Here is a 15,548-nt window from a genome sequence, read left to right as displayed (position 1 = left end):
CATGTCAAATTCACCAATGGCTACCAGCTTTGCCCAGCGTATGGAAGAGGGTCAGGCCTACTGGCGAACAGAGGCAGGCCGTTCGCTATGGGAAACCCAGCGCGCGTGCCTGGGGCCTGTTGTTGAGGGGCGAAAAGGGCGGCACAGCCTAGAGATGAGTATGGGGCCAGCTTTAATGACGATGTCAGCGATACCACACGTCATTCACTGGTCACCGAACAGAGCGATGGCCATGTCTGATTCTTCGTTGGTGTGCCCGCCAGATCAGTTTGCGTTGCCCGATCGTTGTCTCGACGCTGTGGTTATTCACCATTGGTTAGAGCACTTGCCAGAGGCTCACCATACGCTGCAAGAAGCCACTCGAGTATTGTCGGATACCGGTGTGTTAGTGCTTTTTGGCTTTAACCCTATTGGCCTCAATGGCCTCACTCAGCGTTGGCGTAAGCAAAAGGCCCAGTTTCCTTGGTGTGGACAGTGGCGAACAGTGAACCGGCTGCGCGACTGGCTGGCATTTGTCGATTTTGAAGTAGAACGCGTAGACTATTGCTGTTTTCGAGGGCCAATGAGTACTACCTGCGGCGAGCGCTGGGAAGCGTTGGGACGCAGGCATAATTTGCCCTTGGGCGAAAGCTACATGATTCAGGCGCAGCGCCGTCAGCGCCATGCCCCGGTCGAGCGCTTAAAGTTCGGGCTACGTGCCCCAGCATCGACCTCTTCCCTTGGTGCCACACGATCCGGTGCCTCTGCGCGTTACTCGTCAGGACAAAGCCGTCTAAAGAAGGATAGTGAAAGTGAGTAAGCAAATAGTCGACGGGTTGCCCCGTGTCACGGTGTATACCGATGGAGCCTGTCGAGGAAACCCTGGTCCAGGAGGGTGGGGAGTGTTGCTCTTAAGTGGGCAGCATGAAAAAGAGTTAAAAGGTTATGAGGACGAGACGACCAATAATCGCATGGAATTAATGGCGGCGATTATGGCATTGCGTACGCTGAATAAACCTTGTGAGGTGGCGCTTTGGACTGACTCACAATATGTACGCCAAGGAATTACCCAGTGGATTCATAATTGGATCAAGCGTGGCTGGAAAACGGCTGCCAAACAGCCCGTAAAAAACGCGGAACTTTGGAAAACCCTCCATGAAGAGACTCAGCGTCACCAAGTCGAGTGGCATTGGGTAAAAGGGCATAGCGGCCATCCTGGTAATGAGCGCGCTGATGCCTTAGCGAACGAAGCCATTGATGAGCACGATAGGAGAGCAGCATGCGCCAAGTAATCTTGGATACGGAAACGACCGGTATAGATCCTAAAGATGGTCATCGATTAGTTGAGATTGGTGCTGTCGAAATGATCAACCGGCGTTTTACGGGTCGCTCCTATCATCAATATATCAATCCTGAGCGACACATTGATGCTGAGGTGGTGGCTGTTCACGGGATCGACAATGCAAAGGTGGCTAATGAGCCAGTATTTGCCGATATCGCGGATGACTTTTGGGCATTTATAGACGGCGCCGAGCTAGTGATTCATAACGCCCCTTTCGATGTGGGGTTTATTGATCACGAGCTGACAATGCTAAACCGGCATCGTAAATCGCCAGTGTTAGGCCCTGTCCGAGAGCATTGCCGCATTCTTGATACGCTGGTAATGGCGCGTGAAATACACCCGGGCCAGCGTAATAATCTCGATGCGCTTTGCAAACGCTATGATATTGATAATGGTCATCGCGTACTCCACGGCGCATTACTTGACGCTGAAATCTTGGCGGATGTCTATCTGGCCATGACCGGTGGACAAACAGCACTGACGCTTGATTCGGACGCGTCCTCTGGTAAACAGCAAAATAATCAAGCAAGCGAGGGTTTGTCAGTGCAGCGTTTGTCGCTAACCCCAGGCCAGCTGAGGGTGGTTCAGCCAAGTGCCGAGGAGCGCGCAGCACACCAGGCGAAATGCCAAGCACATCAGTTACGTTGGTTTGAGGGTGACCGGTCTGAAGGTAATCGTACCGATGCTTAGACGTGAAATACCCCATCATGCACGAGAAGGTCGAGTTATCCGTGTGTCCCGCAGCCACTTGGCGCCAGCACCGCTGGCTGATAGCGATGAGTTAACGCCGTTACAGCCGACTCAGCCCTGGGATGAGCGGATGCAGCCGTTGTGCTATTGGAATGACGAGCCAGTAGCGCTCTCAGTGGAGAGTAAGCCAGAGGAGAGTTGGATTGATGGTCGCCAGTGGTTAGGAGAGCTGCCTGCTTCGTGGTTCAGTCTACTTTCTACGGCACTGCAGGTAGGTGCTTGGCTGGAAAATCATCGTTTCTGTGGTCGCTGTGGCGAGAAAGCAACGAAGCTTGAAGCTGAATTTGCCATGCACTGTCATGCCTGTGGGCATCGTAATTACCCGCGTATTTCGCCCTGCATCATCACGCTGGTGACCAGTGGTGAAGCGATGCTGTTGGCTCGAAGCCCGCGTTTTCCGCCTGGCCGATACTCGACCCTGGCGGGCTTTATTGAGCCTGGTGAGTCTGCAGAAGAAGCCGTGCATCGTGAGGTATACGAGGAAGTGGGCGTGCATGTGAAAAATTTGCGTTACCATCAAAGCCAAGCGTGGCCATTTCCACATTCGCTAATGTTTGGTTTTTTTGCTGAAGCGACGACGCGCCGCATTCATATTGATGGTGTGGAAATTAGCGATGCCGCATGGTTTTCGCCGCGGCAGCTACCCTCGCTGCCGCCGCCATACTCTATTTCACGAGAGCTTATTGAAACGCATCTTGCCCGTTGGCGTTAGCCTAAAAATGCGCAACAAGCGATACTATTTGTTAGGGAACAGGCTGGTCAGTTTGGTGGCCAGCATGACGTTACCCGTTGCTTTTAGCTTACCCGTCATAAAAGCTGTCATGCCGTTGACATCGCCACTCATGATGCCTTTCAGCGTATCAGTGCTCATACTCAAGCTAACAGAAGGGTCATCGTGCTCACCTTCATGGACATTCAGGGTTCCATCCTGAATGTCTAAATAGTGGTTTCCCGCATCTGAAAAGTGGAATTGAAACACTTCATTCATGCCTGCTGCGGCGTCTGGGTCAAAGCGAGACTGCAACTTTTCTAGCGTGTTCGATGACATAATAAATTTCCAAGTACGGTTAGGTTGTTGATCAGGTTTGTGTAAAAAGGCGGTAGGTGAATAATTCACTGCTATGGGTGAGACTATTTCAAACAATTGTTTTAATCAAGCTTCATTGGTGATCCACGTTTCATATACGGGCCGCAAAGCAAAAAAGCTAAGCAACTTAAACGTTTAAACCTGAATTCAGGAACACAGTAAGGAGAGCACACATGGGTGAATGGATTGCTGAGATGGGCACGTTTTTGCTTCAGACAATTCTCGTGATGGTCATTGTGGGAGGCGTTTTACTGCTAGTGGTGCGCAGTAAAGAGAGCAGCGACGATGGTCTGAAACTGCATATTGAATCGATAAACGATGAGCGCCGCCTGAGAAACCGTAGGCTGCGGGTTAATACGACGTCACCTGGAGCCCGGAAAAAGCTGGTAAAAGCGTTTCGCCAAGAGGAAAAGGCCAAACAAAAAGCGGCTAAGCAAGGCAAGGGGGAGCTTCAGAACGCGCAGAAGGTGTGGGTGTTGGATTTTCATGGTGACCTGAAAGCCTCGCAAACCGAGCAGTTTGCCCAGGAGGTCTCTGCCATTATTGACGTGGCGTCGGCTGAAGATGAAGTTGTCGTGCGGCTAGAGTCGGCAGGTGGGCTGGTTCATTCCTATGGTTTAGCGGCAGCGCAGCTAGATCGCCTTCAAGCTGCCGGGTTAAACACAACCGTGTGTATCGACAAGGTAGCGGCGAGTGGTGGCTATATGATGGCGTGCACGGCGAACCACATTAAGGCGGCGCCATTTGCCGTCATTGGCTCTATTGGAGTTGTTGCTCAAGTGCCCAATATTCATCGCTTGCTAAAGCGCAACGATATCGATGTTGAGCTACTGACGGCAGGTAAATACAAACGCACGCTAACCGTGCTGGGGGAAAATACCGAAGAAGGTCGTGAAAAATTCATTGATGATCTGGAAAACACCCACCGTTTGTTTAAAGAGTACGTCTCGCAGCATCGTCCTGACATGGACATTGATGAATTAGCGACGGGTGAAATTTGGTACGGTAGTGAAGCGCTAGAGAAGAAGCTGACGGACAGCGTAGGCACCAGTGAAGCGTATCTGGTAGAGCGCATGGCTTCAGCACAGGTGTACCACGTTAAGCTTGAACCGCCGAAAACCCTTAGCCGTAAAGTAGGCTTGGCCGTGTCGGCGGGTATCGAGCAAGCCGTTATCAAAGGGCTTGGCTTAGTTGAGGCGGCCGGCTGGCAGCGTCGTTAGTCGGTTAGGTGGTGTAATGGTTCGCCAGAGTGTCAATAATTGCTTTGGCGCTATCACTGCTTAATGAATAGTAGATAGTTTGCGATTCGCGTCGAGTGTCCACTAGCTGATCACGGCGCAGAATAGCAAGGTGCTGAGAAAGAGCGGACTGGCTAAGTTCCAATTGCTGGTTAATTTGGGTTACGGAAAGCTCTTTCTCAGCTAATAGACAGAGTATCTGTAAGCGTTTTTCGTTTGCCAGCGCTTTCAGCAGGTTTGTACCTGCCTCAATGGCGTGGCAGTTATGTTCCAGCAGGCGGGCAGCGGCGCTAGTAGAAGCAGACATGGGGATCTCCTTGCCTTCACTGTTATGACAGCGTTGTTATAGGTTATTTAGGCATCGTCGCGTCGCGAGGATCAGTTTATTGAATGATCTTTAATTTAGCGGGCTTTGTCCAAATACTGGTTTAACGCTCTATCAATGGTAGTTTTTGGCTTGGCTTTGTCGACAATGTTGCGGGCTGCATACCGCTTTAGTCGAGATTTATCCCATAGTATGAGGGTGAAAAGCGCTATTACTTTATAGAGTGTCAACAATTTATAAATTTCTTTGACACCATAAAGGCAAGCTCACCATGAGCCTATATCAGAACATCTATCAGCAGTCCGTCGAACACCCCGAAACCTTCTGGGCCGAGCAGGCCGCGCGTATCCCTTGGTACACGCCTCCTTCGACGATTCTTTCGTATGATGATCAACAACATGCACGTTGGTTTAGTGATGGCGAACTAAATATCTGTTACGCGGCAATCGACTATCATGTGAAGCAGGGGCGCGGAGAGCAGCCTGCCATTTTCTGGGATTCGCCGGTTACCCAGTCCAAGCAAACCATCACTTATCAAGAGTTGCGTGATCGCGTTGCCCATTTTGCAGGCGGTCTTGCACGTTTAGGCGTGACGAAAGGTGACCGAGTGGTCATTTACATGCCGATGGTGCCGGAGGCATTGATTGCCATGTATGCCTGCGCCCGGCTAGGCGCCGTTCATTCGGTGGTTTTTGGGGGATTTGCTCCCCACGAGCTTGCTGTGCGCATTGAGGATGCGGAACCCAAAGTAGTCATTGCCGCTTCCTGCGGTGTCGAAGTCGATAAAGTGTTGCCTTACAAGCCGATTGTAGATCAAGCCATTTCTCAAAGCAGTTTCAAACCGGATGCTTGCGTTGTTTTTCAGCGTGAGGCGCACCGCGCAGAACTCAAAGAAGGAGATCACGACTGGCAGTCGCTGGTGGCAGGTGCTCCCTTTGCTGACTGCGTTCCGGTTAAAGGAACAGATCCACTTTACGTGCTCTACACCTCTGGAACGACGGGTAAGCCCAAGGGGGTTATGCGCGATACCGGCGGCTATGCTGTTGCACTGGCTTACTCAATGGATGCTATTTATGCGTTGAATCCAGGCGATGTGATGTTAACCGCTTCGGATGTGGGGTGGGTGGTAGGGCATTCCTATATCGTGTATGCACCGTTGTTGAGAGGGTGCACAACGATAGTGTACGAAGGTAAACCAGTGAGAACGCCAGATGCAGGCAGCTTTTGGCGACTGATTGAAGAGTACAAAGTGAAAAGCTTTTTCACTGCGCCGACCGCCTTTCGGGCGATCAAAAAAGAAGACCCAGATGCCAAGCTGCTGTCGAACTATGACATTAGCAGCCTTAAGCATCTGTACGTAGCGGGGGAACGCTTAGACCCACCGACGTTTCATTGGCTTGATGACCTGCTGGATGTACCGGTGATTGATCACTGGTGGCAAACAGAAACTGGCTGGCCCATTGCGGCTAACTTGCCTGGCATTGAACCTGCTGAAACAAAAGCGGGCTCTGCGACATTTCCTGTGCCTGGATTTAACGTGCAAATTTTAGATCGCGATGGCGAAGAAACCCCCGCGATGCAGCAAGGCAGTGTGGTGATAAAGCAGCCGCTACCTCCGGGGTGCCTAACCGGTATTTGGCGTGATCCCCAGCGTTTTCATAGCGCTTATATGGCCGCTTTCCCGGGCTATTACCTCACCGGTGATGGTGGCTATTTCGATGAAGATGGCTATTTATTCATCATGGGCAGAACCGATGACGTGATCAACGTCGCCGGACATCGCCTCTCTACCGGTGAAATGGAAGAAATCGTCGGCGCACACCCAGCGGTGGCAGAGTGTGCCGTCATTGGTATTCACGACGAGCTGAAAGGTCAGCTGCCCATCGGGTTGGTAATCACCAAAGATGGCTTCGATGGCGACGAGGTAACGCTGGAGGAGGAGTTAATTAACCGTGTTCGCGAGCATATTGGGCCGATTGCTTGCTTTAAGCAGGTGTTGGTGGTGAACCGGTTGCCGAAAACCCGCTCAGGTAAAATATTGCGTAAGTTGCTACGTAATATTGCTGACGGTAAATCCTTCGGTATTCCCTCAACCATCGATGACCCGACTAGTCTTGAAGATGTGCATGCAGCGATGCGCGAGCGCTCTATTGGGGCGGCTGACCAAGCTAAATCGCTAGACGATTAAGTTAAATCATTGTGGCGTTCGCGGTGAATAAAGTCGCCCAGGCAGGAGGGCGACTTTAATTACGATACGGAAGGCGTATAATGCGCGGCCCAGTAGCGTTAACCGCGCTTTTATGAGGGTTCCCTAACCCCTCGGACTTGCAAAAAAAGGCCAACCTGCATGTTTGCACTCACCGACACACAGCACCGCCGTTGCCTTCTGGTAATGGTCGCGTTTCATATTGGTATAATTGCTGCCAGTAACTACCTGGTTCAGCTTCCGTTTACCTTATTTGGGTTTCATACAACGTGGGGGGCGTTTAGCTTTCCATTTATCTTCCTGGCGACTGATTTAACCGTTCGGTTGTTTGGTAAGGGGCCTGCGCGTACGATTATTTTGCGCGTTATGTTTCCTGCCTTGGTGGTTTCCTATGTCGTGTCGGTGGTTTTCCCGCGCGGTAGCTTCGCGGGTATAGAGGCATTAGGTGAGTGGAATTTATTTGTCGCCCGTATTGCCCTAGCCAGTTTTCTTGCCTACGTGTTGGGGCAGCTGCTAGATGTGCAAGTGTTTGATCGACTGCGCCAATGGGCTTGGTGGGTTGCTCCAGTTTGTTCTACGGTATTAGGTAATTTAGCGGACACCTTCACCTTCTTCTCGGCTGCCTTTTATAACAGCCCAGATGCCTTTATGGCGGAGCACTGGGTAGAGATTGCCGCTGTCGATTATGTCATTAAGTTAGGCATCAGCTTGCTGTTCTTCCTACCTCTATACGGCCTTCTGCTAGCGTGGTTAACGCGTCGTTTGGTGGTGTGGACAGGACAAGCCGACACATCACCTCGAACCGTATAACGGCTGAGTATAACGGCTAAGGAGCCAGCATGACTGAATCTACCAGTGTTGATCTGCATGTCATCGATTTACCTGCCGAGACGTGCAGCGACGACCAGCTCCCCCTGGTTGTGATCCATGGCTTGCTAGGTAGTGCCGATAACTGGCGCTCGCACTTAAAGGTATGGCAGCGTCGTCGGCGTGTCATAGCCGTTGATCTCCGCAACCATGGCCGCTCGCCGCATGTGGAAGGTATGAGTTATACCGCCATGAGCCAAGACGTGCTGGTAGCACTTGATAAGCTTGGGGTCGAGCGGGCCCATATTTTAGGCCACTCTATGGGGGGGAAAGTGGCTATTACGCTAGCGTGTCAGACTCCTGAGCGTTGTGCGTCGCTAATGGTAGCGGATATCGCTCCGGTTGCTTATCAGCATGGTCATGACGATGTATTTGCAGCACTTGAACGGGTAAGGGCGGGTAAACCCACTAACCGTCGTGAAGCAGATGCCTTATTGGCTGAGCACGTTGACTTTCGCCCCACGCGGTTGTTTTTGGCCACTAATTTAGTGCGCAATGAGCAAGGTGAGATGGAGGTGCGCGTTGGGTTGGATGAAATTCAACGTGGTTACGAGACGATTATTGGTAAGCCCGATGGTGATCGTGCTTTTGATGGGCCGACGCTGGTGCTTAAAGGGGCTGACTCGAACTACGTTGCCGATGACATGCTGCCAGCGCTACGCGAGGTGTTGCCCAAAGCCAGGATCGTGACGCTTAAAAACGCCGGACACTGGCTTCACGCTGACCAACCGGAGGCGTTTCAGCAAGCCATTGATGCGTTCATTGCCGCACAGTCGTAGTGGGCGCTGGTTGAGTGGGTGGATGGTAATGCTAGAGCGGCGACACCGTGAGGTTATGCCGCTCAGGCTCACGTAAAAAGCGGTTGAGGATACGATAGGTATCCACATCAAATTTGGGGGCATCTCCCTTCAATCCCAGGGCGCGCTGTTTGGTCGTGGCGCAGCCTAAATAGCACCAGTGATCGACCACATGATGGCTGGTCGGGCCGTTTTTACGGCTTTTCTCACGGATAATGATCCGCCCCTGCCAGGGCCATGAACTGACTTGCAATGTGGCCAGCGCCTGCTGGGCGCGTTGAGTATGAGCATCCATAGGCTCTTTCCCACAACAAACGCCTCGGCACTTGCCTAGCTGATTGGCAAAACAGCGTCCTGTTCCTTTTTCCAGGCCGAGTACTTGGGGGCAAAGCTGGTGTGCTTCAGCAATGCTGCGCAATGTGTCTTTTGCCTGTTTGGCGCTGTGAAACAGCCCAAAAAGCTTACCCAGCTGCGGCTGGCTAATGACACTGCCGCTTACCAAGGTGGGATAGCGCTGACCTGATGGCCAATACCAGGTTTTTAACTGGCCTTGACGGCGTAGTTGACGGTTCATAATCGGCATTAGCTCTTTGACCAGCTGGGCTTCTCTAAGCTGGGCGCTTAGGTCGCCAGCCGTTTCTTCCCACTCAATATGCTGTATTTGTTGGGCAAGGCGCATCTCTTTGTCATCTTGGTGGTCGCGCTGAAAGTGGCCCAGCACACGACTGCGCAAATTGATGCTTTTGCCCACATAAAGCGGTAGGCGGTTATGGCCATAAAACAGATAAACACCGGGTGAAGCGGGCAGCCCCGCTAGCTGTTTGCTGCTTAAGTGGGCAGGTAGGCTTCTATGGCGCTGTTCATCAGCAAGGGCTGCCTGCCAGGTAGCCTCGTCATATTGACGCTGCCAAGCCTGCCACAGTTGCCAAAGTGCCGCGGCATCATCTTCTGCACGGTGCTGGCGCAAACGTTGAAGGCTGAAGTGTGCTAACAAGGCGCTCAGGTTGTGCTTGGGCAGCTCAGGCATCAAACGCCGTGACAAGCGCAGGGTGCAGAGAAGCCGCGGTTGGTAAGTCATGTCTATGCGCTTAAATTCATTACGCAGAAAGCTGGCGTCAAAGCGCGCGTTGTGGGCGACAAGGCAGGCATCACCCAGCCATTCGCGCAACGCGTGCGCAATGGTGGCGAAAGCGGGGGCATCGATCAGCATGTCATCATAAATGCCGGTGAGCTGGCTGATGTGGGAGGGCACGCAGGTGCCGGGATTAATCATACTGATCCAACGATCCGTTACGTGACCGTTCACTACCTTTAATGCAGCAATTTCGGTAATGCGGTCACGTGTTGCGCGGGTGCCTGTGGTCTCGACATCAATAAAAATTAACGGCGTGTCGCTCATGATGCTCCGGCGTTTTTTAGGGCTTACTTATAGGGCTAACTCAACTGTCATACGATGCCTGTAAATTATTTATTCCCGCGATTTATCAATCAGTGTATGAGGGTTAACGGCTAAACGAGAGACAGGCAGCACTGTTTCGGTAATGCCCGACTCTCGCAGATAGCTTTCAAATGCCGCGTAACGTCGGGCATCCAGTGCTGCTGGGCTAATCGCAATGCGTCGTAATAGGTCACCCCAGGCGCGCTCATTAACGCTATTGTCGAGGATTGGGTGGGCGCTGATGAGTAGCGACCACGCCGCTTCAGGGTTTTCAATAATCCAGTTGCTGGCTTCTTCTAGCGCAATTAATACCCGTGACCAGGTCGCCGCGCGCCGAGACATTGCATCGCTGTTGGCCAATAAAATCAGCCCATCATGGCGGGGCATGTCGATATCGTGGTAACGCACGGTATGAGTGATAACGCCATCGGCAGCTAGCTGTTGAGGCAGGGTGTGAAAAAAACCATCAGCAATTGCATCAACCCGGCCTTCTCGCAAGGCGCTGGCCGCGTCAAAATGAACACTCTCTGGTGGGGTGAAATCATCAATTTGGCGCACGGAGTTAGGGAGCAGCTGTTCAATTAATACATCTCTGCCTTCGCGAGTGGAAAAGCCGTAATGCAAATCGGCAAGCTGATGGGGCGTGTCATTTGGTGGGGCATTGCCTGCCACAATCACTGCGTTGAGAGGCGTCTCAACCAGAGTGCCAATGCGTGTAACTGAGGCGCCATCGTGGGCGTGTAAGTGCAGTAGCGGCTGACGTGTCAATGCGAGATCGACTTCGCCTGCAGCGAGTAACTTAATCGCAATGGATGGATCAGCCGGGGTTAATACGTCAAGCTCAAGTCCTTGGGCTGCGAATAGGCCACGCTGCTTCGCGACAATCAACGCGGCGTGTTGAGGGCTGATGTACCAATCGAGCATCAGAGACAGTTGTTTTAAGGGCGGCGGATCTAGCGGTGGTGGAGGCGTAAGCGCCATGCTAGGGGCCTCTTCGGGCGCTTCCTCTGGTAATTCGTGCTCAACGGTTGGCCACAAGCCTGTGGGGAGCTTGACGTCGCTTTCCAGCACAAGCGGCTCATTGTTGCTAACTGTTTCGCTGTCATCGTCTGCATAACTAGCTGAAATTAAAAATAATAAAAAAACAAACAATGTGAGCGATACTAATGAACGAGCACGCAAAAAAGCGTTCAACATAACCTTAACTCCAGATGGTATGACGGCGGAGTTTAGCTGTGAGGAGAAGCACCTGGCTAGCCCCTAGTCATGATGCGCCCAACAAGCTCAGTAAATTAAGCGGGGGCATGTAATAATAGAACGGCATTGATGGTGGACGGAGACACATGGACGCAATTTACACGTTCTTTTTAGTAGGCGGTTCCCTGATGGCGCTCAGCATACTGGCGAGTCGCCTGTCATCAATGGTTGGCTTGCCAATACTGCTGATTTTTTTAGCCCTTGGCATGCTGGCGGGGGAAGAAGGGCTGCTAGGGTTAGAGTTTGATGACTACACGATGGCGTTCACCATTGGTCATCTAGCGCTTGCCATGATTCTCCTCGATGGTGGCCTGCGTACTCGTCTTAAAACCTTTCGTGTCGGCTTCAGGCCAGCGCTCTCACTGGCCACCTTCGGTGTCTTCATCACCAGTGCGATTGTTGGCGTTATTGCCATGTGGGTGTTTGACCTCACCCTGGTACAGGGCTTGTTGGTAGGAGCTATTGTCGGCTCTACCGATGCCGCCGCCGTCTTTTCAATGCTCAGTGGCCGCGGGGTCAACCTTAACGAGCGGGTTGGTGCCACGTTAGAAATTGAGTCGGGTACCAACGACCCGATGGCTATTTTTCTCACTCTGATGTTGGTTGAGTTGCTGGTGGGTGACATTGGCGGCACCTCAGAAACATTGCTGTTTTTTGTTTCCCAATTTGGCATCGGTATCATTGTTGGCCTTGGGGGCGGTTGGCTAAGTGCTAAGTTGCTACGCTGGTTAGACTTAGCGCCTGGGCTATACGCCATGTTGGCGCTGGCGCTTGGGTTCAGCGTGTTTGGGCTAACCAGCGTATTAGGCGGCAGCGGCTTCCTGGCGATTTACTTAGCCGGGCTGATGATTGGTAACCAGCCAGGGCGTCACCTTAACTTTATCCTTCCGGTACACGATGGGTTAGCGTGGCTGAGTCAGATTGGCTTGTTCCTGGTGTTGGGCTTACTTGTTACTCCAAGCCAGCTATGGGACGTGGCACTCCCTGCGAGCCTTGTTGCACTAGCGCTCATTTTTGTGGCGCGGCCACTGGCGGTGCTCATTACCATCAAGCCGTTTTTTAAGTTTCGCTGGCGCGAAACCATCTTTATTGCCTGGGTGGGTTTGCGGGGCGCGGTACCTATTGTATTGGCCATTTTCCCTTTTATTGGTGGCGTAGAGAATGCATCGCTCTACTTCAATATTGCGTTCGCGGTGGTGCTGATGTCGCTGCTTATTCAAGGTGGCTCGTTAACTTTGATGGCTCGGTGGCTAAAAGTTGAGGTTCCCATCGGCACGACACCCAACCGGCGAGGGCCGCTTGGCATATTACCCGAGAACGATTTTGAGATGTTTGTCTATGTGGTTGAAAACGAAGACCTTGAAGACGTACCCATTCGGCTGTTGCGTTTCCCTTCAGGGGCACTGATCTCGGCACTATTTCGTAACCACACCATGCTCCACCCCAAAGGGAGCACACGACTGAAATTGGGTGATGTGATTTGTGTGATTGGCCGCACCGAAGATCTTGTTGCGCTTAACCGCCTGTTCAATGGAGATGCGAAGCTTAAACAAGAACGCGCGTTCTTCGGTACCTTTACGCTGGATGGTACCGCACAGATGCAGGATATCGCCCAAGCCTACGGATTAACTCTAAGCCCAGGTGAGCAAGACATGACCCTCGCAGAATTTGTCTCGCTTCGTGTTGGTGGCCACCCTGTTGTAGGTGACGATGTTGACTGGCACGGCATACACTGGGTAGTGAGTGATATGGAAGGGGGTAACATCACTCGCGTTGGTTTAAGACTTTACTAAACAACTTGAAAGGCGTTGACTTCCAAGGAAAAGCTGTTATTATACGCACCCATAAGCCGGAGGGATGGCAGAGCGGTTGAATGCACCGGTCTTGAAAACCGGCATAGGTTAATAGCCTATCCAGGGTTCGAATCCCTGTCCCTCCGCCAATTATCTCGAAAAGCCCCTGATTCGTCAGGGGCTTTTTTCGTTTCTAGACTCTACGTTTCCTGCCAAGCAAGCCTTCTATTAACTGCACCGGTCTTTCACTGTGTCCAGATTGTGTCTGAGTATGTTCAACCACCTCTTGGTTGCCTGTTCTCAGTGAAGACCTATTGCGGAATTAGTTTCTCCGTTTCGCTTTTATGACCTTGATCGCAGTGGCGACGATTGTGCATGCCAGGGCGGGGAGCAGAACGTCTAGCACGGAATCAAGCGTCCAGCCACGCCAGACACCTTCAAACATGCCTACCGGTAATGTTTCCCCCCATTCCCAGCCCCGTTGAATTCCTAGCCTGTATTCATGCTGCGCAATCTCACGACCTAATAAGATCGCAACTGCAATGGCTCCGGTTACTCTCGCGTTCGCAAAAGGAAGCAGGACTATTTGAATCAGCAGCGCGACAAAGACATGCTCTAAATGGGTAATATTCACGTTAGGCTCCACCTCGGCACTCGTGGGGGAAAAGAAATTGTGAGCTATAATGCTCATTAGTTCTTCATGTGTATCATTGTGTGCGATAAACTGCTCATAATTCACTCATTCAGGATTTTTTGAGTGCTTTACTGCACATCAGTAGCTTTCGATATAGGTGCCTCTTGAAATTGACGATACAGGTTCATTTTGATCAAGCTTGGCATGATGCGGCTGAATTGTCGTTGCCTCACCCTGAACAGGGTACGCGGGGGGCGTCTCGGCTGCGCTATACGACTGACTATGCCGTTGAGTGGTTATTTCAAGACGACCTGCACGCCTGCAGTATGCAGTTACCGATCGAGTTAATGCTGACCCATGAGTCGCCACACTGGTTCGGCTTCTTGGAAGACATTATGCCAGCGGGGGCTAGCCGCCGCTTCTGGGTGGATTATCTAGGGCTTCACGATTTGCCAGTTGGGCATCAGGATGCGGAATTACTGGCGCGTGGCACTATCGCGCCGGTCGGCAACTTGCGTGTCAAAGAGTCGGTGCCTGATCTCTCCGCAAAGAAAGTCTTAGAGGAGCGGCGCTTTCCTGTGCAAAGCGTTGTAGAGCGTCAGGTGGACTTTCTAGAGTATGCCCAGCAGATGGGGGCGGCCAGTGGTGGTGCCACTGGCGCTGGTGGTGAAGCGCCAAAATTACTGCTCAGATTGACGAACGACGACCACGTCTGGATCGATACCTGGCAGGATGAAAATCACCGACCTGACCTGCCGATGTTGGTGAAATTTCCGCGCGGTAAACGCTCAGCTGACGATTGCGACATCTTGCGCGCTGAATATCACTACTATCAGGAACTTGCGTCGTTGGGTGTCACCACGATTGATACTGAGCGGATGCGTTTGGTAGAAGGTGAACGTTACCCGTCGCTGTGGTTGCCTCGTTTCGATATGCAGTACCTTGACGGCAGCTGGGTCCGCTATGGCCTGGAGTCGGTCTACTCCTTGGTCGGGGCCGCGCCAGGCAGCTTTCTGCATCACGGTGACACAATTCGCCAGCTGATTAACTTGCTGGAAGCTCAGTATCGCGTGCAAGAACAAGGCGCCGTGTTCGAGAGCGACGTGTTTGTTCTGGAGTGGATTAAGCGTGACTTGCTGAATATCGCCTTCGGTAATTCTGATAATCATGGCCGTAATACGGCGTTGTTAAAGCGCCCCGAAGGTATTGCGCTTGCCCCTGTATATGATTTTGCGCCAATGAAGGCTGACCCCGAAGGCGTGACGCGAACGACGCAATGGGGGGCGCCTCTGGAAGTGGGCGGGGAGTACGATTGGCCTGCGATTGCTGACACGCTGGCAGATATCGTCGAACCACAGCGAGTAATGGAGGAGCTGCGTGCGCTGTCATTGAGACTAGAAGGGGTCGATGAGCGTCTGGCTGCCCGTGGGGTTCCTAGCCGAATTCTTGATATGCCTGCAGTTGGCCTACGCACTGTTAATACCCGACTCAAACGCTGGGGGTTGCTATGAAACGACGCTATTCTGATGATCGCGAAGAGGCATTGGTGGTGCTATTGAAACGCTTCTATGCGGGGGAAATCACCGATGGAGAGCTGTTGCGTGCGCTGCGTCGTGATGTGCTGGGTCTGAACCAGACCCGCTATGCCGCCTTGGTTGGCATTAGTCGTCGAACCTTGTCGGATCTGGAAGGAGATAAAAATAATGTCACTTTAGAGGTGAAGAACCGCGTATTCCGGCCGCTAGGGTTAGAAGTGAGCTTGTTGCCGCGCAAGCGTGATCTGTTGGAACAGATACTGACGTTCACCGAGTAGCTTTCGTGGGCACGACCAACGA

General features: G+C 52.2%; 16 protein-coding genes and 1 tRNA gene. 12 read left to right on the top strand and 5 right to left on the bottom strand.

What is annotated here, in order from left to right:
• The first annotated feature begins 1 nt into the window (after nucleotide 1).
• Genes HZS79_RS03215 through nudC form a run of 4 tightly spaced genes read left to right on the top strand, consistent with a single transcriptional unit; the run spans nucleotide 2 to nucleotide 2,783 of the window.
• Nucleotides 2-799 (top strand): class I SAM-dependent methyltransferase, encoded by a 798-nt coding sequence (locus HZS79_RS03215; protein ID WP_162217267.1) that lies wholly within the window; start codon nucleotides 2-4, stop codon nucleotides 797-799.
• Entirely contained in the window at nucleotides 792-1,271 is a 480-nt protein-coding gene (gene rnhA / locus HZS79_RS03210) for a ribonuclease HI (protein WP_162217268.1), read from the top strand. The genes HZS79_RS03215 and rnhA overlap by 8 nt, the downstream gene beginning before the upstream one ends.
• Nucleotides 1,259-2,011: a DNA polymerase III subunit epsilon gene (gene dnaQ, locus HZS79_RS03205; protein ID WP_162217269.1), complete on the top strand. Its 753-nt coding sequence runs from the start codon at nucleotides 1,259-1,261 to the stop codon at nucleotides 2,009-2,011. Before rnhA ends, dnaQ begins: the two co-directional genes overlap by 13 nt.
• Nucleotides 2,004-2,783 (top strand): NAD(+) diphosphatase, encoded by a 780-nt coding sequence (nudC, locus tag HZS79_RS03200; RefSeq protein WP_162217270.1) that lies wholly within the window; start codon nucleotides 2,004-2,006, stop codon nucleotides 2,781-2,783. Before dnaQ ends, nudC begins: the two co-directional genes overlap by 8 nt.
• Before the next feature lie 24 nt (nucleotides 2,784-2,807).
• On the opposite strand, the gene HZS79_RS03195 is transcribed toward nudC, so the two are convergent.
• Nucleotides 2,808-3,119, bottom strand: a complete 312-nt coding sequence (locus HZS79_RS03195) for an SCP2 sterol-binding domain-containing protein (protein WP_162217271.1) — start codon at nucleotides 3,117-3,119, stop codon at nucleotides 2,808-2,810.
• A gap of 212 nt (nucleotides 3,120-3,331) precedes the next feature.
• On the opposite strand from HZS79_RS03195, the gene sohB reads away from it, so the two are divergent.
• Nucleotides 3,332-4,378: a protease SohB gene (sohB, locus tag HZS79_RS03190; protein ID WP_162217272.1), complete on the top strand. Its 1,047-nt coding sequence runs from the start codon at nucleotides 3,332-3,334 to the stop codon at nucleotides 4,376-4,378.
• A gap of 4 nt (nucleotides 4,379-4,382) precedes the next feature.
• Here sohB and HZS79_RS03185 read toward each other — a convergent pair whose 3' ends face one another.
• Entirely contained in the window at nucleotides 4,383-4,703 is a 321-nt protein-coding gene (locus HZS79_RS03185) for an ArsR/SmtB family transcription factor (RefSeq protein ID WP_162217273.1), read from the bottom strand.
• Between the two features lie 289 nt (nucleotides 4,704-4,992).
• Here HZS79_RS03185 and HZS79_RS03180 point away from each other — a divergent pair, with 289 nt between their 5' ends.
• From HZS79_RS03180 to HZS79_RS03170, 3 genes are all read left to right on the top strand, one after another.
• Nucleotides 4,993-6,909: a propionyl-CoA synthetase gene (locus HZS79_RS03180; RefSeq protein ID WP_179927014.1), complete on the top strand. Its 1,917-nt coding sequence runs from the start codon at nucleotides 4,993-4,995 to the stop codon at nucleotides 6,907-6,909.
• A gap of 159 nt (nucleotides 6,910-7,068) precedes the next feature.
• Nucleotides 7,069-7,737 carry a 7-cyano-7-deazaguanine/7-aminomethyl-7-deazaguanine transporter gene (locus HZS79_RS03175; RefSeq protein ID WP_179927013.1) on the top strand — a complete coding sequence of 223 codons (669 nt, stop codon included), beginning with the start codon at nucleotides 7,069-7,071 and terminating at the stop codon, nucleotides 7,735-7,737.
• Between the two features lie 29 nt (nucleotides 7,738-7,766).
• Nucleotides 7,767-8,573 carry an alpha/beta fold hydrolase gene (locus HZS79_RS03170; RefSeq protein ID WP_179927012.1) on the top strand — a complete coding sequence of 269 codons (807 nt, stop codon included), beginning with the start codon at nucleotides 7,767-7,769 and terminating at the stop codon, nucleotides 8,571-8,573.
• A gap of 31 nt (nucleotides 8,574-8,604) precedes the next feature.
• Here the strand turns inward: HZS79_RS03170 and HZS79_RS03165 are convergent, their stop codons facing one another.
• Together HZS79_RS03165 and HZS79_RS03160 are read right to left on the bottom strand one after the other, a co-directional pair.
• Complete coding sequence (locus HZS79_RS03165) at nucleotides 8,605-9,990, bottom strand: exonuclease domain-containing protein (protein ID WP_179927011.1); 1,386 nt, start codon at nucleotides 9,988-9,990, stop codon at nucleotides 8,605-8,607.
• A 69-nt stretch (nucleotides 9,991-10,059) separates the two neighbouring features.
• The gene (locus tag HZS79_RS03160) at nucleotides 10,060-11,226 is read right to left on the bottom strand and encodes an ABC transporter substrate-binding protein (RefSeq protein ID WP_162217278.1); all 1,167 of its coding nucleotides are present in this window, start codon (nucleotides 11,224-11,226) and stop codon (nucleotides 10,060-10,062) included.
• Between the two features lie 146 nt (nucleotides 11,227-11,372).
• Between HZS79_RS03160 and HZS79_RS03155 the strand changes: the two genes are divergently transcribed.
• Together HZS79_RS03155 and HZS79_RS03150 are read left to right on the top strand one after the other, a co-directional pair.
• Complete coding sequence (locus HZS79_RS03155) at nucleotides 11,373-13,079, top strand: potassium/proton antiporter (protein WP_162217279.1); 1,707 nt, start codon at nucleotides 11,373-11,375, stop codon at nucleotides 13,077-13,079.
• Nucleotides 13,080-13,137: 58 nt separating this feature from the next.
• Nucleotides 13,138-13,228, top strand: a tRNA-Ser gene (locus HZS79_RS03150).
• 173 nt (nucleotides 13,229-13,401) lie between these two features.
• On the opposite strand, the gene HZS79_RS03145 is transcribed toward HZS79_RS03150, so the two are convergent.
• The gene (locus tag HZS79_RS03145) at nucleotides 13,402-13,713 is read right to left on the bottom strand and encodes a hypothetical protein (RefSeq protein ID WP_162217301.1); all 312 of its coding nucleotides are present in this window, start codon (nucleotides 13,711-13,713) and stop codon (nucleotides 13,402-13,404) included.
• A gap of 164 nt (nucleotides 13,714-13,877) precedes the next feature.
• Between HZS79_RS03145 and HZS79_RS03140 the strand changes: the two genes are divergently transcribed.
• Entirely contained in the window at nucleotides 13,878-15,224 is a 1,347-nt protein-coding gene (locus HZS79_RS03140) for a HipA domain-containing protein (RefSeq protein WP_179927010.1), read from the top strand.
• The gene (locus tag HZS79_RS03135; RefSeq protein WP_162217302.1) at nucleotides 15,221-15,526 is read left to right on the top strand and encodes a helix-turn-helix domain-containing protein; all 306 of its coding nucleotides are present in this window, start codon (nucleotides 15,221-15,223) and stop codon (nucleotides 15,524-15,526) included. The genes HZS79_RS03140 and HZS79_RS03135 overlap by 4 nt, the downstream gene beginning before the upstream one ends.
• Nucleotides 15,527-15,548: the final 22 nt, after the last annotated feature.

This window comes from Vreelandella zhaodongensis, assembly GCF_013415115.1.
Lineage (GTDB): Bacteria > Pseudomonadota > Gammaproteobacteria > Pseudomonadales > Halomonadaceae > Vreelandella > Vreelandella zhaodongensis.
The sequence above is the reverse complement of the archived record's forward strand: the minus strand, read 5'-3'. Positions and strand labels throughout refer to the sequence as shown.